This is a genomic window from Bacillus sp. BB081 (assembly GCF_008368895.1).
Classification (GTDB): domain Bacteria; phylum Bacillota; class Bacilli; order Bacillales; family Bacillaceae_G; genus Bacillus_A; species Bacillus_A wiedmannii.
Genome location: NZ_QOZX01000075.1, coordinates 19134 through 38075 on the forward strand (window position 1 = coordinate 19134; position 18942 = coordinate 38075).

General features: G+C 34.3%; 21 protein-coding genes. 5 read left to right on the top strand and 16 right to left on the bottom strand.

Going from position 1 to position 18942, the window contains the following annotated elements; all coding sequences use genetic code 11:
- Positions 1 to 183 precede the first annotated feature (183 nt).
- The 5 genes from DN394_RS24045 to cotH form a co-directional block, all read right to left on the bottom strand.
- On the bottom strand, positions 184 to 1125 hold the full coding sequence (locus tag DN394_RS24045) for a magnesium transporter CorA family protein (RefSeq protein WP_000932392.1): 942 nt from the start codon (positions 1123 to 1125) through the stop codon (positions 184 to 186).
- A gap of 184 nt (positions 1126 to 1309) precedes the next feature.
- A complete protein-coding gene (locus DN394_RS24050; RefSeq protein ID WP_002071458.1) occupies positions 1310 to 2689 on the bottom strand; it encodes a putative polysaccharide biosynthesis protein in 1380 nt (459 codons plus the stop codon).
- A 96-nt stretch (positions 2690 to 2785) separates the two neighbouring features.
- Positions 2786 to 3388, bottom strand: a complete 603-nt coding sequence (gene uptA, locus DN394_RS24055; RefSeq protein ID WP_000881203.1) for an undecaprenyl phosphate transporter UptA — start codon at positions 3386 to 3388, stop codon at positions 2786 to 2788.
- A 104-nt stretch (positions 3389 to 3492) separates the two neighbouring features.
- Positions 3493 to 4110, bottom strand: a complete 618-nt coding sequence (locus DN394_RS24060) for an NUDIX hydrolase N-terminal domain-containing protein (RefSeq protein ID WP_046959209.1) — start codon at positions 4108 to 4110, stop codon at positions 3493 to 3495.
- Positions 4111 to 4216: 106 nt separating this feature from the next.
- Complete coding sequence (gene cotH, locus DN394_RS24065; protein ID WP_149294321.1) at positions 4217 to 5293, bottom strand: spore coat protein CotH; 1077 nt, start codon at positions 5291 to 5293, stop codon at positions 4217 to 4219.
- Between the two features lie 181 nt (positions 5294 to 5474).
- Here cotH and exsB point away from each other — a divergent pair, with 181 nt between their 5' ends.
- Positions 5475 to 6053, top strand: a complete 579-nt coding sequence (gene exsB / locus DN394_RS24070) for an exosporium protein ExsB (protein ID WP_046959207.1) — start codon at positions 5475 to 5477, stop codon at positions 6051 to 6053.
- A gap of 44 nt (positions 6054 to 6097) precedes the next feature.
- Here the strand turns inward: exsB and DN394_RS24075 are convergent, their stop codons facing one another.
- From DN394_RS24075 to DN394_RS24100, 6 genes are all read right to left on the bottom strand, one after another.
- A complete protein-coding gene (locus DN394_RS24075; RefSeq protein ID WP_046959206.1) occupies positions 6098 to 6709 on the bottom strand; it encodes a phosphoserine phosphatase 1 in 612 nt (203 codons plus the stop codon).
- 13 nt (positions 6710 to 6722) lie between these two features.
- Positions 6723 to 7268 (bottom strand): short-chain dehydrogenase, encoded by a 546-nt coding sequence (locus tag DN394_RS24080; protein WP_046959205.1) that lies wholly within the window; start codon positions 7266 to 7268, stop codon positions 6723 to 6725.
- A 12-nt stretch (positions 7269 to 7280) separates the two neighbouring features.
- A complete protein-coding gene (gene fosB, locus DN394_RS24085; RefSeq protein WP_098705018.1) occupies positions 7281 to 7697 on the bottom strand; it encodes a FosBx1 family fosfomycin resistance bacillithiol transferase in 417 nt (138 codons plus the stop codon).
- A 58-nt stretch (positions 7698 to 7755) separates the two neighbouring features.
- Positions 7756 to 9417, bottom strand: coding sequence for a peptide ABC transporter substrate-binding protein (locus tag DN394_RS24090; RefSeq protein ID WP_098705017.1), 1662 nt, complete (start codon positions 9415 to 9417; stop codon positions 7756 to 7758).
- Between the two features lie 84 nt (positions 9418 to 9501).
- On the bottom strand, positions 9502 to 10506 hold the full coding sequence (locus tag DN394_RS24095) for a DUF2628 domain-containing protein (protein WP_080345457.1): 1005 nt from the start codon (positions 10504 to 10506) through the stop codon (positions 9502 to 9504).
- Positions 10507 to 10513: 7 nt separating this feature from the next.
- The gene (locus DN394_RS24100) at positions 10514 to 10966 is read right to left on the bottom strand and encodes a methylated-DNA--[protein]-cysteine S-methyltransferase (RefSeq protein WP_098705016.1); all 453 of its coding nucleotides are present in this window, start codon (positions 10964 to 10966) and stop codon (positions 10514 to 10516) included.
- Positions 10967 to 11099: 133 nt separating this feature from the next.
- On the opposite strand from DN394_RS24100, the gene namA reads away from it, so the two are divergent.
- The gene (gene namA / locus DN394_RS24105) at positions 11100 to 12137 is read left to right on the top strand and encodes an NADPH dehydrogenase NamA (protein ID WP_149294322.1); all 1038 of its coding nucleotides are present in this window, start codon (positions 11100 to 11102) and stop codon (positions 12135 to 12137) included.
- Between the two features lie 287 nt (positions 12138 to 12424).
- On the opposite strand, the gene DN394_RS24110 is transcribed toward namA, so the two are convergent.
- The 3 genes from DN394_RS24110 to DN394_RS29095 form a co-directional block, all read right to left on the bottom strand.
- On the bottom strand, positions 12425 to 12916 hold the full coding sequence (locus DN394_RS24110; protein ID WP_098705015.1) for a DinB family protein: 492 nt from the start codon (positions 12914 to 12916) through the stop codon (positions 12425 to 12427).
- Positions 12917 to 13425: 509 nt separating this feature from the next.
- Positions 13426 to 14085, bottom strand: a complete 660-nt coding sequence (locus tag DN394_RS24115) for an oxidoreductase (protein ID WP_001042750.1) — start codon at positions 14083 to 14085, stop codon at positions 13426 to 13428.
- A 115-nt stretch (positions 14086 to 14200) separates the two neighbouring features.
- Positions 14201 to 14350, bottom strand: a complete 150-nt coding sequence (locus tag DN394_RS29095; protein WP_000540925.1) for a hypothetical protein — start codon at positions 14348 to 14350, stop codon at positions 14201 to 14203.
- A gap of 267 nt (positions 14351 to 14617) precedes the next feature.
- Here DN394_RS29095 and DN394_RS24120 point away from each other — a divergent pair, with 267 nt between their 5' ends.
- Together DN394_RS24120 and DN394_RS24125 are read left to right on the top strand one after the other, a co-directional pair.
- Entirely contained in the window at positions 14618 to 15568 is a 951-nt protein-coding gene (locus DN394_RS24120; protein ID WP_097916146.1) for a metal ABC transporter substrate-binding protein, read from the top strand.
- Positions 15569 to 15703: 135 nt separating this feature from the next.
- Positions 15704 to 16174 carry a GNAT family N-acetyltransferase gene (locus DN394_RS24125; RefSeq protein ID WP_000172417.1) on the top strand — a complete coding sequence of 157 codons (471 nt, stop codon included), beginning with the start codon at positions 15704 to 15706 and terminating at the stop codon, positions 16172 to 16174.
- Positions 16175 to 16268: 94 nt separating this feature from the next.
- On the opposite strand, the gene DN394_RS24130 is transcribed toward DN394_RS24125, so the two are convergent.
- A complete protein-coding gene (locus DN394_RS24130) occupies positions 16269 to 17219 on the bottom strand; it encodes a CobW family GTP-binding protein (protein WP_000613417.1) in 951 nt (316 codons plus the stop codon).
- A gap of 165 nt (positions 17220 to 17384) precedes the next feature.
- Here DN394_RS24130 and DN394_RS24135 point away from each other — a divergent pair, with 165 nt between their 5' ends.
- Positions 17385 to 18287 carry an aldo/keto reductase gene (locus DN394_RS24135; RefSeq protein ID WP_098705014.1) on the top strand — a complete coding sequence of 301 codons (903 nt, stop codon included), beginning with the start codon at positions 17385 to 17387 and terminating at the stop codon, positions 18285 to 18287.
- A gap of 24 nt (positions 18288 to 18311) precedes the next feature.
- Here DN394_RS24135 and DN394_RS24140 read toward each other — a convergent pair whose 3' ends face one another.
- Positions 18312 to 18896: a GNAT family N-acetyltransferase gene (locus DN394_RS24140; protein WP_001068733.1), complete on the bottom strand. Its 585-nt coding sequence runs from the start codon at positions 18894 to 18896 to the stop codon at positions 18312 to 18314.
- Positions 18897 to 18942 lie beyond the last annotated feature (46 nt).

The window sequence follows — 18942 nt, forward strand, 5'->3', positions numbered from 1 at the left end:
ACTTTTCATTAACAATATGTAATTTTAACCCCATTTTATGAATTGGACAAGGCTTATACGGAATTCACTTCCTTCATATACATTACATTTTATAAGTTATATTCTATTCAAAACTTTCGATTTCATAGCAAAAAAGCTGCTCTAGCGCAGTTATATAACTATGCTAGAGCAGCTTTCTTCTCGTTAAAAGTAACGTTTCTTCCAAAAAACAAACGCTAACGTGAAAGATAGTGTTACACATATTATGAGTACAATTACAAAACCATGTGCTTCCCCTTCAAACGGAACCTTTACGTTCATTCCAAAGAAACTAGAAACCATCGTTGGTAACGATAAAATGATTGTAATAGACGTTAACAGTTTCATAACACTATTTAAATTGTTTGATATAACGGAGCTAAAAGTATTCATCATTCCACTTAAAATGTGACTATATATTTCCGCCATTTCAATAGCCTGTTTATTTTCAATTAATACATCTTCTAATAAATCTTGATCGTCTTCATACATTTTTAAAAATGTACTGTTACGCATTAATTTTTGAATTACAATTTTATTCGCCTTTAATGATGTTGTAAAGTAAACTAAACTTTTTTCAAGGCCTAGCAATGTGAAAATCTCTTTATTTTTCATCGACTTATTTAATTGATGCTCTAAATCGATTGTTTTTCTGTTAATTTGCTTTAAGTATCTTAAATAATAAGTAGAAATTGTATATAAGAGCTGAAGTGCAAAGCGTGTCTTTTTAAACGTATAAAATTCTTTAATACGTTGATTAATAAAGCGTTCGAAAATTGGGTTTTCTTCTAAACAAATTGTCACAAAGCAATCTGGCATTACAATCATACCTATTGGAATCGTGTCATAAATCGAATTTCCTTCTTCATCATGTCTAACTGTTGGAATATCCACGATTATTAAGGTATTATTGTCTTCCTTTTCAATACGAGAGCGTTCTTCATCATCTAAAGGGTCTTTAATGAAATCTAAGTCTACATTTAAAGTTTGTACTAGATATTGAATTTCTTCTTCCGTTGGATGAAGTACATTAATCCAGCAACCCTTTTGCATTTCCTCAACCTCTTGTAGTTTTCCGTTTCGGTCTGTTAAATAAATATTTAACATACTATCACCCCGATTCTTTTTACATGTAGGAATCTACCTCTCTTACATAACAGTTTTTGAACCGCCATTCTCAGCATATGAAACATACGTTTAAATTTCAATAGAAAAATTATTTTGAAAACGTTTTTATAAGAAAAATATTCTAAACAAAGAAAAAGACAGAGTGCTCTCTGCCTTAAAAAGCTTATGTTGCCTTTATAACATATTTAGAAAGCATCCACAAGTTAAAGCCAACTGAAATCGTATAACCAGCGTATGTTGAAATAATAAAACTTACATAATCGAAATACGGAAGCAATACGATATTTAAAACTATCTTTACAATAATGCCAATTACTAATCCTAGCACTGTTTTCTGTTGCTGATTAATTCCTTGTAACATCGCAGCTGTTACTGTAAAAAGCGAAAATAGTATACAGGCAGGAGCATAATACTGTAAAATAACTCTCCCCATCTCCGGATCATTTCCGGCACCAAATAAAAGAGTATATACTGGTTTTGCTAACAACATCATTCCAATCGCTGCTGGTACCGTAATACCTACTACTAATACATTCGTTCTCGTAAAATGTTTGTACAGTAACTTCACATTCCCTGCTGTATAGGCTTTTGTCATCTCAGGTACGAGAGACATACTAAAAGCAGTCGCAACGGAAACTGGGATGAGTACAACCATCTGAACAAGACCAATTATTGCATTTATCTTCTCCGCTTCTCCTTGCATATACCCTATTTGTATAAGTAGTTTATTAATTGTAAATGTATCAATCGTCTGATACAACGGAATTGCTAAACCAACCACAACAAACGGTATTGAATATGTAAAGAGCTCCTTATACAGTGAGAAGAAAGATTTCGTTGTTTGCGGTATACTTGCCATCTCTTTTTTCTTTAAGTGCTTTCTCCTTCTTATGTAATACGCGCTTAAAACTGTTAATCCACCTATCGCTCCCATAAAAGCACCGAACGTTGAAATACCAACAGCTAGCGAGATAGAAGCTTTTAAAATATATAAAACGACAAAGCTTCCTATTAAAATGGTTAAGACCCGAAAAAATTGCTCAACAACTACACTTAAAGCAGAAGGCCCCATCGATTGAAACCCTTGAAAGAATCCCCTTAATAAACTCATTACCGGTACAAGTATTAACGCAAAACTTACAATTTGGATATTAGTAGTGACCGCTGCTACACTATTCCCTGTTTGATCATTTCCATCGATTACAAGTTTAGCTAAATGTGGAGCTAATATATATAGCGTAAAACATGAGATTACTCCCATTATTAACATAAAAAAGATACCGCTCTTTAGCACTCTCTTAACCGTATGATAATCATTCAGTTGATCATATTTTGATACCATTTTTGAAACGGCAAGTGGTAGTCCCATCGTCGCAATGCTGAGCATAATCGTATATGGGCGATAAGCATACGTGTATAAAACGTACCCACTCGTACCGACCATTGCTGTAAACGGTATAACATATATAAATCCTAACATTTTAGATATCATCGTTGCCATCGTTAAAAATATCGTTCCACGTATAAACGGTGACCCTTTCATCACATTCCTCCGCTACGCTTTATTATTACACATTATGGACAACTCCTTTTTTTTAGAACCGAAACAAATAAAAAAGCCAATGAAAAATCATTGACTTTAACGCGCTGCTTTTTTCTTTTTTAAATACTTTAAACCGAAGTATAGAGCAACAAAGAGAACAGCTCCTATAATTATGTAATGTGTGTAATCAGATGCATACTCTTTAATGTGTCGCCAATTTCCACCAAGCTTTTCACCTAAGTATATAAATAGTATTGACCATGGAATAATCGCAACTACTGTATACAGTGTAAATAGTTTTAACGGCATTTTAGCTAATCCTGCTGGAATAGAGATTGCATGACGTACGACTGGGATAAAGCGTGCAGAAAAGATCACTCCTGCCCCGTAACGCTTAAACCAACCTTCTGCTATGTCTAAATGGTGTTTATTAATAAGTAGGTATTTCCCATATTTCTCTACAACCGGACGCCCTCCGTAATATCCAAGCCAGTATAAAAAGATTTGGGCTAAAGTACCACCAATAGTTCCGGCGATAACTGCACCAACAAAACTAATTTTACCATCCGCTACTAAAAATCCAGCATACGAAAGTACAATTTCACTCGGGATAATTTCAATCATTAAAGCTAGCGCTACTCCAAAGTAACCTAAGCTTGCAAAAAATTGCAATAACTGATCTATTATGCTTGCTAACATTTTATTTTCTATCTCCTTTTTTCTTAACATACCATCCCATTATTACATAAAGGTCGCATTATGCCAATATCTTCATTTCAACAATATTATCGGCATAAGCATAATTAATCTATTAATGTTTCTTTTTGAGGTTCTTTCATGTAGGCAAACATTTCTTTAATTTGCTCTTCTGTATTTCTAGCAATCGATAAATTAGGCAATTCATTCTCACCAAAAAACTCCACATCTTCTGTTTCAATACTAGTTTTCTTTTCGCCACCAATAATCTTACAGCTAATAAAAATTTTATATACGTGTGTTGCTGAAGGAGATGGTTGATGTTTTTCTTTATCAAATATAGCGAGTAGCTTAAAATCATCTACTTCATAACCCGTCTCCTCTAAAACTTCTTTTGCTGCTACTTCTGTTGGCGTATAACCGATATCGGCCCATCCACCTGGCAATGCCCATTTCCCATCACTTTTTTCTTTCACAAATAATAGTTTTTCATTTTGAAAAATGACTGCTCTTATATCAACTTTGGGTGTTTGATAGCCTGTCTCACTTGCAAATAACTTCTCTACTATTTCCCAATCTGTCTTTGTGTAATGTGACATCATTGAAATGGAAATATCCCGTAATTGTTGGAAACGCTCTATATCATACACATCTTTAGAATACGTTAAACCCGCTTGAGCTATAGCTTGTATTTGTTTTACCCAATCAATCCATTTTACCGTCATGTTTCCACATCCCCCATACTCTTTTAAGTGAATAGTAAGTCAGTTTTGTTGATACATCTTTATTATACAAAAAAAGAGATTGATAATGTTCCAATCTCTTTCAAAATTAATCCAATTCATGTAAGTGGTCTTGTATATACTTTCTTCTTTTATTTATATATTCATCGATTATATCAGCTTCTTGATCAAATGTTTCTAATTTTTCTTTCATATATGGATCTTGTATTAAATATGGACGAATCGATTCACACAAACTTTCAACTTTCGGCATCATAAACGAAACGGTAAATTGTTCTTCTAATATTTCTTCCAAAATACTTCGGTATTGCTTTCTAAATACAGGTATATCTAACAATCTTGCACTTAACGTGTTATAGCCTTGAATGCGAATATACTCATGATTAAGTGGTCTCCCTTGTACATCTCGCCCCCAAGTTGCATCATAATCCCACGGTATCACTTCAAATAAATTTGTTTCATCGTTATGATATAGTGCATAGTTATGAACGAAACCATCAAAGTTTTGTGTAAAAATAACGCCAGCTAACCATCGTAAATATTTATCAACATGCAAAAACTTTCCAATTTCTTTTTCATAAGCTTCCCTCGACAAAGCATTCGCTTGAAATACAAATTCACTCAGCTGTTCTTCACTATTTTTATTCGAATATTTAAATTCATAACCCGCAAAGAGCTCAGTCTTAACATCTTTATCTCTCTCACTCATTAAAGAAAAATTCGCATCATCATCTATCGCATAATAAATAGAACCACTTGGTAATCCTCTATTTTTCAAAAAGTTTTCATCAACTGATTCTAACTGTAAATATACACCTTGAATTTGACCATTAATTTTTATAAATACATGTTGTGATTTTGGTGAAAGTACACCAATATCATGAAAAAAATCTAAAGATAATTTATTTCGTATGAGAGACGGATCCATAAACTCAGAATTTAAATGAATCTCTTTCGCACCTTGAAATTTTTTCGGTTTATAAAACATAACATGATAAGACTTTTTCTCAAATTCACGAATATGAGCACCCCGGTATACGATATCAATATCATACTTCTTTTTTCCATAAGTTAATTTTGCCGGCACTGGACTATCTGACCAAATGTCTTTTTTTAATTCCACTAAGTACATTGGATGAATAAAAAAATCATATGAAGGTAGCATATTTTCTCATCCCTTCTCAGTTCTCTTCATTCAATGTATGCACCTTGTCTTGTCCATACATCCGCTATCATCCATTTATATAAAATTACACTCTTGTCCTGTTCAGAAAGACGTCATATCTCATATCATGTTAAGGAAAAAGAATACCTTTTCAACTTAATACATGATAAGGAGGATTTCTATGAAACGTGATATTAGAAAAGCGGTTGAAGAAATCAAAAGTGCTGGGATGGAGGATTTCTTACATCAAGATCCAAGTACTTTTGAATGCGATGATGATAAATTCTCTCATCATAAATGTACAACTGGATGTAAATGTACAACTGGGGGTAAATGTCCAAGAACAAGATGTACTCGCGTAAAACATTGTACGTTCGTTACAAAATGTACGCATGTAAAAAAATGGACATTTGTTACGAAATGTACTCGTGTACGCGTTCAAAAATGGACGTTCGTTACGAAAGTAACACGTAGAAAAGAATGCGTTTTAGTTACAAAACGTACTCGCAGAAAGCATTGTACTTTCGTTACAAAATGCATACGCTTTGAAAAGAAATTTTTCTGGACAAAACGCAGTTTCTGTAAAAAATGTGAATTCTTCCCTCACGGACACGGTAGATCTTGCGATGATGATTGTGATCATGGTAAAGACTGTCACGATGACGGGCACAAATGGAATGATTGCAAAGGCGGACATAAATTCCCATCTTGCAAAAACAAGAAATTCGATCACTTCTGGTATAAAAAACGTAATTGCTAGTTTTTATGCCTACAAAAAAGGCCGTTTTGCGGCCTTTTTTACGTTCATTGAAAATGACTTATATCTGCAAATTGCTTCACTTCACCTTTATCTCCTTCAAATTCTATTATACTTAGACTAGCACTATGCATAAATGGATCATTCCACACATTTTCTATTTCAATACCCGCAAAATATCCTACAAGTAGTTTTGCCGCTGCCGCATGGGAAACAATTAATATACTTTCTCCTTTATGCTTTTCTAAAAGAAGTTGTATCCCATCAATTACCCTTTTATGAACAACCTCAAAATTTTCTCCCGATGTTGACTGGAAAAGATGTGGCTCATACCAAAACAATTGTATTTCGTCTGGGTATTGCCTTTCTATATCATCGATTGTCTGTCCTTCCCATTCACCCATGTTAATTTCATAAAAATGCTCATCCGCTATTATCGGTATATCACGTTCGCCCTTTATTAACTCTGCAGTATGTAGGGTTCTTTCACTTGGACTACTATAGATCGCATGGATAGATAAATCTTTCATTCGCTCTCCTAATTGCTTAGCTTGTAACATACCATTTTCAGTTAAAGCAGAATTTTTCCGGCCTTGCATTCGTTTCGATACATTCCATTCCGTCTCACCGTGCCTTGTTACATATACAGTTGTTTTCATTTCACATTCCCCCTTACCATTTTGGCCGCAATTCCCACGGTTCTACTCGTCCTACAACCCATTCAACGTATTTACTATCAATCCCCTTTATTACCCCATCTGATATCTCTTCATGAGTAAGCCATCTTGCATATGTATCTTCTAATATAAAACCTAATATAATTCTATGATAACTACATCGTGTACCACCTATTTTTTGTGCGGGTATACGCGACGCTTTACTACCTAAAATATGAAAAACGTTGTATGTTTCAGACGACAAATCCACTTCTCTACAAATGAATGACAACGTATCCTTCGCACTTGCGTGTACCCATGCGACAACTAATGTTATTGGGCCATTCTGCACAATTGTGCTTTTAATAGCTAGCTTTACATCGTCGTCATTATGATAATCTAACGGAAGACATGTGATACTTTCTGGCGCAGCACTCTCTCGCTTAACATTTTCTAATTTCACTTCATCTCGTCCAATAATAGAAACATGAAATCCTTGCTCACAAAGCCACATAGAAACTCTCTTTAGCATTCCTGTTCCACCAATTACTAGCGCATGCAACTTCTTCTCCCCTTAGTAAAATGTCATATGAGGTTTATCTTCCCTATAATAATTAAGTCGGTCTTGCAGTGTCCCTGAGTGAAACTCAAATTTATGACCGTCAGGATCAACAAAGTATATAGATTCGCAATCTCTTATATCACGTTCTCTTCCTTGTAAAATATGAACATCATTTTCTTCTAATCGCTGTATTAGACATTTAAAGTCTTCTTGTTCAACAGAAAATGCAATGTGCGTATACGATTGATGAATCTCATTTCTCGGAATATGTGTCTCTTCATTAAGCGCTATCCATACTCCACATATGTTAAAATACGCCAATTTCCTCCCTTTAACTAATAATTCTCCTTCTAATACTTTTTCATAAAACATAATAGAGTTTTCTAAATTAGATACCGAAAAACAAATATGATTGATTCCCCTTAACAACTATAATTCCTCCTTATACAATAAAAGATGAGCGAATATTCACCCATCTTTTATTGTACTATTTTTTTGTAATATATGCCCATTTATAACTGAAGTCCCCACCAAACGTATGATTAGCAATACCTTTTACAAATGGCTTCTCTAAATAAGCTGTACTTTGTTGGTACGTAGGAGAAATTGCTGCATCTTGACCAATTAAGATTTTTTCAGCTTCCGCAAGTGCATTCCAGCGTGCTTTATCATCTTTTAATAGCTCTCCTTTTGATTTCGCTACTAAATCATCATACTTCGGATTAGAATAATCCATTTCATTAAATGAGCTTCCAGTAACAAACATATCAATATAAGTCATTGGATCCGGATAATCAGGGCTCCATGCAGATAATGAGAATTCATATTGGAATTTCTTTTCTAAATCTAGCTTCTGCTTGTATGGTTGCTGTTTCAAATTCACTTTAATACCAGGCAAGTTTTTCTCTAGTTCTTCTTTAATAAAGTCGCCTACTTTTTTACGGCTACCGTTATCATCGTTTAGTAATTCAACCGTAATTGTATCTTGACCAAGCTCTTTCTTTGCTTCTTCCCATAATTTTTTTGCTTTCTCTGCATTATCTTTACTATCACGGAAGTTTTTATTTACAGAGCGGAAGTCTTTTCCATCTGGACCTGTCGTGAATTTTTCAGGTACTAAGAAATATGCTGGCAATGAACCGTCATTTAAAATAACATCAGCAATTCCTTTTTTATCGTATGCTAAATCAATCGCTTCACGTACTTTTTGGTTTTTAAATGTTGCATTTTTTTGGTTAAAACGCAAGAAATACATACGTGGATCTAACTTCGTTTTAAATTCATCTGGCTTATTCTTTTTATATTTATCAACAAATTCAGAAGTTAAAATAACTCGATCTGCTTGATCACTATCATATAAATTTACTCCCGTGCTTGTTTCCTTCACAATACTTACATTAATTTCGTCTAACTTTACAGTATCTTTATCCCAATAATTAGGGTTTTTCTTCAACTGATAATTTTGTTCATGTTTCCATTGACTCATTGTAAATGGTCCATTATATAATAATTTATCTGCTTCTAATCCGTATTTATCTCCTTGTCCTTTCACATATTTTTCATTTAATGGGAAAAATGTAGGAAAGGACGTAAGTTCAAGAAAATAAGGTGCTGGTTGCTCTAATTCTACTACTAACGTTTTATCATCCTTCGCTTTAACACCCAATTGATCTGATGGTAATTCTCCTTTATTTACTTTCTGTGCATTTTTCACATCAAATAAAATGAATGCATATTCTGCCGCTATTGCTTTATCTAATGTACGTTGCCATGCATATACAAAATCTTGTGCTCGAACTGGATCACCATTTGACCATTTCGCATCACGTAATTCAAATGTATATGTCTTTTTATCTTCACTAATCTTCACATCTTTTGCCATGCCTGGTGTTGGTTTATTATCTTTATCTAGACGATATAAACCTTCCATTGCATTTACAAATACACGGAAAGATACAGAATCCGTTGATTTAGATGTATCCATTGAAGGAATTTCAGCTGTTTCTAGCAAATTTAAAACTTGTTTATCTGCCATCCCCTTATTCGATTCTTTCTTCGTTGTCGAAGCCTTCTCACCATTCCCACATCCTGCAACCAGTACACTCGTCGTTAACGCAAGTGCAGCAATTGTTGTTGTCTTTCTCTTCATTCTTCCTTCCCCCAATCTATATGTATAAGTTAAATCCTATATAATATATTTCATTATACAAAAGATTCTGATTATTTTAAATATTTATTTTAACAAACATAGAAAAAAGCGATCGGAAATTTCTTTCCAGCCGCTTTCTTGAATAGCATTTACTTGTAATCCATCCTCTATATCAAATGGATTTTGAACCTTAAATATTTCGTCCATCATCTTCAAAAACTCTTCTTCAGTTTTAGATTCACCATTAACCATAAGTGAGTATGGTTCCACTTCACCCAATTTATAATCGACAACAAATTGAATCGTCACCTTTTGTCTTGGCGTTCCGGCGTTATATCCTTGGAATTCTACTAATTCTAACCCTTCCGTTCCACGATAATATATCCAACCTGAATTTTGAAAATAATTTTCGAAGGATTCACCTATTGAAAAGAAAGGATATTCATAAAGCGAGCTTGTACGAACTTTTTGAATAACGTCTCGATCAGTCGGAAAAAAGAAATGGCTAAAAAATATGCTAGCAACTGCTAAAATAGTAACAATTGTCGCTCCCATTTTGCTCGTTCCGCCACTATCATGGATGAGATAGTTTGCAACTGATTCATTTTTTATTTCTCTTGCTTTTATTCGATATATACGTCTTTCCGCAAATTGATAGTATAATCCATTTGCAAAAATCCCCATTCCAAACAAAATAAAAATAAGTAATAAAAACGTAAGAGGTACCATATTAATGATTGGCAACGCTACATTAAATCCCATATAATACGAAAATGCATCACACGCTACTAATAACAACATAAATAAAGCAGCTGGTACATAATACTTACGATATCCTAGCCAACCTATATTGAAAATAGCAGCCCAACCATTCCAGCTCCACCTAGCAATCCGCTTATTCTCAAGCTCCCATTTCCTTTTGTAATACGGATATTGTCTCCCTACATATACTTCTAATTCTTTATCTATTAACGAGCTACCTTCATCTTGTTCATTATCCAAGTTTCGCTGACAACTTGCACAATTTAACTGTTCCTCCTCGCAAGGTTTTCCACAATTTATACATTTCAAAACAATCCCTCTTCCCATCCATACGTCATTTCAAAATACCTTCGTGTTTTAATAACCACTCTTTTCTCCATAAACCACCAGCATATCCAACAAGCTTTCCACTCTTCCCTATTACACGGTGACATGGAACGATTATTGAAATTGGATTACGACTATTTGCTCCTCCTATTGCTCGTACAGCTTTCGTATTTCCGACCTTCTCTGCAATATCTAAATATGAAGCACTTACACCATAAGGAATAGTATAAAGCGCATCCCATACATTTTTTTGAAATACTGTTCCCTCAGCAGACAGCGGGACTGTGAACTCTTTTCTTTTCCACTTAAAATATTCATCTAGCTCATTTATACATTGATCTATTATTTCATTTTTATGTTCTTCTTGTCTCTCATCAACAAATATAACAGACGTAATTCCTTTATCGTTCGCTGTAATTTCCAGCAAGCCTAATTCACTTTCATAATAAGCCTGGTACATATGTCATCCTCCAATTCAATTCATATTAATTATTGTAACACGAATAGACAAAATTTTTCGTATAAGCGTTTTATTAGAGAAACAAAAAAGAGAATGATACAATGTAAGAAAATTCGATCAAGGAGGCTATTTGATGCATTCCGAACTTTTTTCACCTTATACAATTAAGGACGTTACATTAAAAAACCGTATCGTTATGTCACCTATGCGCATGTATTCAGCAGATAACGAGGATGGCCAAGTAACTAATTTCCATCTCATTCATTATGGAACAAGAGCTGCCGGTCAAGTTGGTTTAGTAATGATTGAAGCAACAGCCGTGTTACCTGAAGGGCGAATTTCTAATAAAGACTTAGGTATTTGGGATGACAGTTTAATTGAAGGCTTACATAAAACGACAACTTTTATACATGATAACGGCGCAAAAGCCGCCATTCAACTTGCTCACGCCGGAAGAAAAGCTGAATTAGAAACGGATGCTCTCGCTCCATCCGCAATTCCGTTTAATGAAACTATGAAAATCCCAGTAGAAATGAGTATACAGCAAATAAAAAAGACCATATTAGCTTTTCAAGAGGCTGCAATACGATCCAAACAAGCTGGATTTGACGTTATTGAAATACACGGCGCTCACGGTTATCTTATTAATGAATTTCTTTCTCCACTTTCTAATAAACGGACTGATGAATATGGAGGTTCACCTGAAAATCGCTATCGTTTCTTACGTGAAATCATTGACTCAATAAATGAAGTTTGGAACGGACCGTTATTTGTTCGTATTTCAGCAAACGATTATCATCCTGACGGTTTAACGGTTCAAGATTACGTTCCATATACAAACTGGATGAAAGAACAAGGAGTAGATTTAATTGATTGTAGTTCTGGAGCTGTTGTTCCGGCACACATCGATGTATATCCCGGGTATCAAGTGCAATATGCTAAACATATTAAAGAACATGCTAACATTGCAACTGGGGCTGTTGGTTTGATTACGACTGGAGTACAGGCAGAACAAATTTTAAATAATAACGAAGCAGATTTAATTTTTATCGGACGTGAGTTACTTCGCAATCCTTACTTCCCAAGAATAGCCGCCAATGAACTTAGCTTTGAGTTAGAAGAACCGTATCAATACAAACGAGCACCGGGGAAAATCCATACGAATAAATAAAACCGAGAATAATATGTACTACTGAATCTAGAGGAATAAAAAATATACTATAAGATAACGTATGTTATTTCATAATATCGTTTTAAGGGAGATCAATACACCTATTTTTTTATGTATTGATCTCCCTTTCTGAATATGTGACAGGGTTAAAAATCGAATTCCACAATCGTGATTACGAAAAAAAAAACAATTTCTCAGATTAAGTGAGAAATTGTTTTTTGATATAGTAGTATTCTACATATTAATTCGTTTGTTTAGTTTGAAACTCCAACAATTTTAAGTATCATTTACAAATAAGAACGATGCGCTGGCCATGAACCTTGAAGCTTGCGAAGTTGTACAATTTGTCCTGTATGATAAGCATCGTGCAAAAGGATGTTCATATATTGTTGCCAAATTGGTAGAGAAGGAGTTAATTGATTAAGTTCTGCTTCTTGAAGGGATATTAATGCAGATTGTAAGGCATCATGCACTTTAATTGTTCGCAACACTGTTTGTTGCCAAGCCCCCTCATCATTACGTCCACCTTGGACAAACGTTTCATCATTATTTTGTGGCGCCACAAATGTTTCATCTTGATGCAAGCGGGCAAGTAAGCGTTCTTTAAAGATAAGTAAATGGTTTACATTTTCCCAAATCGTATTACTAGCCTCTCCTTCTGGTTGCCAACATGCTTGCGCAGCAGTAAGGTCCTTTAACGCGTCTGATAAAGGTGGATACCATTCTTCTTCGTAAAACACTTGCTTAATTCCATTTTGCAACATTGCTTTTTTACTCATTCTTATATCCTCCTTTTGCAAATCTCCCCAAAATACGGAGTAGTACATATAGGACTTTTATATCTTCGGAACCCAATTCCCTTCAGATTTTACTCAAACAGATATAAAAACAAATTATTTCCAAATAGAAAGTATATTCTATTTGATTTATTGGCATTACAAACAATGGATATATGATAGTAGTATATTTTCAAACGAGGTGAAACATTCTTATAACACGAAATCATCCGTTAGTATAATACGGCTCTAAAAATAGCATTGCAATAAACGAGGTCACTTGTCGTACAAGATCAAGAGTGTTGGAGACGTATAAAGTGAAACTTTAATCCGCGGGGGTTTTGCTGTCCACAAATAGCGGGATAAAAATGCGATTTGCATAATAAATTATCGTAAAAAAGGAGTGGGCTCCCCACTCCTTTTTTACTTTCTTATAATTGCTAAACTACATGTATTTACTATTCATTCAAGATTCAAACTTGATTTTTAATACATGCCATTTTTCTCGTTTTTTATTCTATCGTTGTAATTTCATTTGAGTTATAAATATAAATACCCGTTTCTTCTCTCAATGCAGTGATATACATCCCTTTCGCCACATCTTTCGCTGAAATTGGTTTATACTTTTTGAAAGCCCCTTTAAATATAAAAGGAATGATACGAGATAACTTTTCAGCCATTCGTTCACCGAAACGAAATTCTTGTCGATTTCCTACTAATAGAGATGGCCTAAAAATATGAATACCACCAATGACTAACTTTTGTAATTCCTCTTCCATTCTCCCTTTAACTTGCGAATAAAAGAAAAACGATTTAGGTTTTGCTCCCATTGAAGACACAACAAGGAAATTTTGTACCCCTTGTTTTTCAGCTAAACAAGCAGCTCGTAACGTATATTCATAATCTACCTTTTTGAAATTTGCCTTTGTTTTTGCTTTTTTGATTGTTGTTCCTAGACAACTAAATACGTCATCTACAGCAAAAAACTCTTTATATTCCTCTAACACCGAAAAATCTATTTGTTTTTGCTGTAACTTTTCATGTTGCCATTGCATTGGTTCCCTTACAAAAATAGTAACCGAATCGTAGTAATCTGATTCAAGTAATAGACGCGTTATCTCTTGTCCAACTAAACCACTTGCACCAAGTACTAACGCTGTTCGCTTATTCATATATGCATATACCTCTTATTTTACTTTTCTCTCCTTCAGTAAAATACAACTTTTAGGAGTTTCCTTCTCTCATTTTACCACAAGTAAAGCACTATGCGTACGCATAGTGCTTTACTCACTCTTTTTTCTCATCTTTCTCTCGCAATTTTGTTACTGTTGATGCATCTCCTAAATTACTTATTAATCTTCTTAAAAAAATTAAGACTAATGCTAATGGTAATACTACCGCTAATATCAATAAAATAGCTTCCATTAAGTAACCCAAACACTCATCCCCCTCTGCACCCTCCTTTCAAATATATGAACGTAGCGTTGTCACATATGCATGCATTCCTAAAAATAATACATCCAAATTTGACAACTTTATAACAAAAACAAATCGGAATGATTATTATTTATTGCAACTTTATAAAAGATGTATTATACTAAGTTCGCAAACTAAAACGTAATTATTCCGTTTTGTATTAAAATGATATTTTTCTTCTATAATTGGGGAAAATATATCCGTAAAAAAAGAAAAGAGGAGAACTTCATGCCTAAAAGATTGACTATATTTTCATTCTTACTTATTTTCACTTTAATTTTTACTGGCTGCTCAAATAAAAAAGAAGGTAATGCCAAGAAAGACGGAAAGCTAACTGTTTATACTACTATTTTTCCTCTTGCAGATTTTGCAAAAAAAATTGGTGGCGACTATGTAACTGTTGAAGCGATTTACCCACCTGGTGCAGATTCACATACATTTGAACCAAGTCAAAAACAAACAGTACAAGTTGCAAAAGCGGATTTATTCGTTTATAACGGTGCTGAATTAGAACCATTTGCTGAAAAAATGGAAAAAGCATTACAAAAAGAAAATGTTAAAATTGTAAATGCATCAAAAGGTATTGAACTGCGTACTTCTACTGAAGAAGAGCATCATGAACACGGAGACGGCCATAAAGAGGATGAACATCATCACGATAAAGACCCACACATTTGGTTAGACCCTACTCTAGCAATGAAACAGGCAGAAAAAATTAAAAATGCACTTGTAGAATTACAGCCTGATCATAAACAAGAGTTCGAAAAAAACTTCGCAGCACTTCAAACAAAATTTACTGATTTAGATGATCAATTTAAAGCAGCTGTTGCGAATGCAAAAACGAAAGACATTTTAGTTTCTCATGCGGCTTATGGATACTGGGAACAACGCTATGGCCTGAAACAAATTGCTATCGCTGGTATTTCAGCTTCTGATGAACCATCTCAAAAACAGCTTGCTGACATTACAAAAACAGTAAAAGAACATAATCTACAATATATTTTATTTGAAACATTCTCTACACCAAAGGTAGCGTCCGTAATTCAAAAAGAGACGGGTACAAAAATTTTACGCTTAAATCATCTTGCTACTATTTCTGAAGATGATGCGAAGAGCAATAAAGATTATTTCACTTTAATGGAAGAAAACGTAAATACATTAAAAGAAGCTACTAACTAATCAAATTTTTAAAAGAAGCTGAATATGTCATTCAGCTTCTTTTTTATTTGTACTTACTTGACTTGACCAAAATAACAAGTAAAATTATCCATATTAGCTTTTAAGCTATATTAATTTAGAAGGTGAGTTGGAATTATGACTCTTCACATTTGTGAAGTAACAGCAAAAAATTGGCGTTCGGTAGCTGCTTTAAACGTCACAAAAGACCAGCAGCAATTTATTGAAAGCAATGCGTTTTCTCTAGCAGAATCATTATATGAGGGAAACGGAACGTCAGTAGGTTTATATGATGGAGAAACACTTGTAGGGTACGCAATGTATGGATGGTATTGGGAAAAACGTAAAAGTGTGTGGTTAGATCGCTTTATGATTGACGAGCAATATCAAGGAAAAGGATATGCAAAACGTTTCCTTCGCATACTCATTCAATTCTTACAAGATAAATTTAAATGTAAAATAATTTATTTAAGTTTACATCCAGACAACAAACTCGCAATGGGATTATACGAGTCATTTGGTTTCCGTTTAAATGGTGATATTGATGACGAAGGTCCAGTTGTAGGTGTTGTAATGGAGTTACTATTAGATGAACATACAAGCCTGTGAAAACAGGCTTTTTATTATCCTTCGTTTTTTGCAATCTAGCATTTTTCTACAAAATACTTAGTTAAAAAAAAATAAGCCTGCACTATATGCAGACTTATTTCACACACTCCCCGAAATGTTCTTGGAACCATTCTTTATTAATATCTTTTCCGATAAACACAACTTCACTTACTCGTTCTTCGCCCTCTTGCCACTCTCTATCATATGATGCAGCAAACAGTGTATGCACACCTTGGAAAACGATACGTTTATCTACTCCATCAATCGATAAAATTCCTTTGTAGCGATATAAATACTCCCCTAGCTCTTGAACGACAGCTGACATCCACTCATTTAGTTTTTGTAAATCTAACGGTCGCTCTTCGCGTAGTACAAACGACTTTACGCCTTCTAGATGATTATGCTCTTTATGAGGATAAATTTGTAACGTATCTTTCGTTTTAAACGTTTGAATTTGTAGTAACGATGGAATATCTACATCACAGTTAGTCGCCTCGATTAACTTTGCAGTAGGGTTAATACCTTGCAGTTCCTGCAATAGATTTTCCTTTTCACTTTCATCCACTAAATCTAATTTATTTACTAAAACGACATCAGCAAATGCAATTTGTTCCTTTGCTTCTAGTCCTTTTTCAAAATGTTTATGTATATGATAACTATCTACTACTGTTACAACGCCGTTAATTTGGTATGCAGATTGAATCACAGGATCTAAAAAGAATGTTTGAATAATTGGACCTGGATTTGCAAGACCAGTCGTTTCAATTACTAATCCATCAAATTCCATTTTACCTTCTGCTTTTACGTCCAGTAATTGTTTTAAAGCGACTAGTAAATCTTCACGTACAGTACAACATAAACATCCATTCGTCATCTCCATAATCTCTTCTTCGACATTCATAATCAGCTGATTATCAATACCAATTTGCCCTATTTCATTTACAATCACTGCTAATTTATGACCGTGATTTTCTGATAAAATGCGATTTAATAATGTCGTTTTCCCTGATCCAAGAAAACCAGTTAATATTGTTACTGGAATCATTTCGTACATCTCCTTATAGCTATATGTTTTTACATTATAGCATATAGAGAAAATCGTTTTTGTAGCAAAACATATTTATTGTATGTACGACACTGTAACTATATAATAATATGTAGCAAGAAAGCCTTTTCAAAAAATGATTCATTCATCAAGGAGGTACTTATAATGGAACGAGTTCAAATGGCCGAAACACTAGAATTTTCTCGTATTATTCAAGGTTTTTGGCGTTTAGCAGAATGGAATATGCCAAAGCAAGAGTTACTTTCTTTTATGGAAGCTTGTATGGATATGGGAATTACTACTTTCGATCATGCTGATATTTATGGCGGATATACGTGTGAAGGATTATTTGGAGAAGCATTACAACTCAAGCCTTCCTTACGCGAAGACATGCAAATTATCACAAAATGTGGAATCGCTCCCCCATCACCAAAATTTCCAGAGCGATATGTTGCGCACTACAATACGAGTGCTGAACATATAATAAAAAGCGCGGAAGACTCATTACAAAACTTACATACAGATTATATTGATGTACTGCTCATTCATCGCCCTGATCCATTTATGGATCCAAATGAAGTAGCAGAAGCGTTCTCACGCTTAAAGCAAGAAGGAAAAGTCCGTCACTTCGGTGTATCTAACTTTTTACCTTCACAGTTTAATATGTTAAGTTCTTATTTAGATTTTCCGCTCATTACAAATCAAATTGAAGTATCTGCGATGCAGCTTGAACATTTCGAAAAAGGGACAATTGATTTATGCCAAGAAAAGCGAATCAATCCTATGATTTGGTCGCCTCTTGCTGGCGGAGAAATCTTTACTGGTCAATCAGAACGTGCCGTACGTGTACGTGAAACGTTACAAAAGGTTGCCACTGAACTAGATGTTACTAGCATCGATACAGTTATGTATGCATGGCTGCTTGCTCATCCAGCTAACATGATGCCAATCGTTGGATCTGGTAAACTAGATCGTGTTAAAACAGCCGCTCTTGCTACAAAAGTTAATTTAGATCGTCAACAATGGTTTACAATTTTCGAAAGCTCTAATGGACATCCTGTACCATAATACACAAAAAGAAGAGCTGTTTCTTTACAGCTCTTCTTTTTCATATGTATTTCTAGTCATGGCAAATACACACATATCCCTTAATCCATTTCCATCTACCGCTACACTCGCACTTTCCAATGTACCTTCTAACTTAAATCCTAATTTCTCAGGTATCGCTCTACTCTTCTTATTTAAAGAATCACATCGAATTTCTACGCGGTTTGCTTTCAGCTCAGAAAAAGCATAATCCGTTATACCCTTTGCAGCCTCTACCATATAACCCTTTCCACTAAACCTTGAATCAATCCAATACCCAATTTCAAATTGAGGTATATCCCAATTAATACGATGCAATCCAGCTGATGCAATAAATTCACCTGTTTCTTTCGAAAAAACTAGTAATCTTAAATCCTCACGCTGCAAAAATTGAATATGCGATTTTCTAATGCTCACTTCTACTTCTTCCTCTGTTTGCTCTTTTTGTGCAAAAACCATCCAAGGTTTTAATTCTTTCATAGAAGCTTGAATTGCATCGTATACAGCTTTACCGTCACCCGGTTTCGGCATTCGAATAAATAGCCTATCAGTATAAAATTCAGAAGGAAAATCGAATAATAACGGATTCACTTTCAACACTCCTTTTAATTCTTTTATATATAATAATATCCATCTC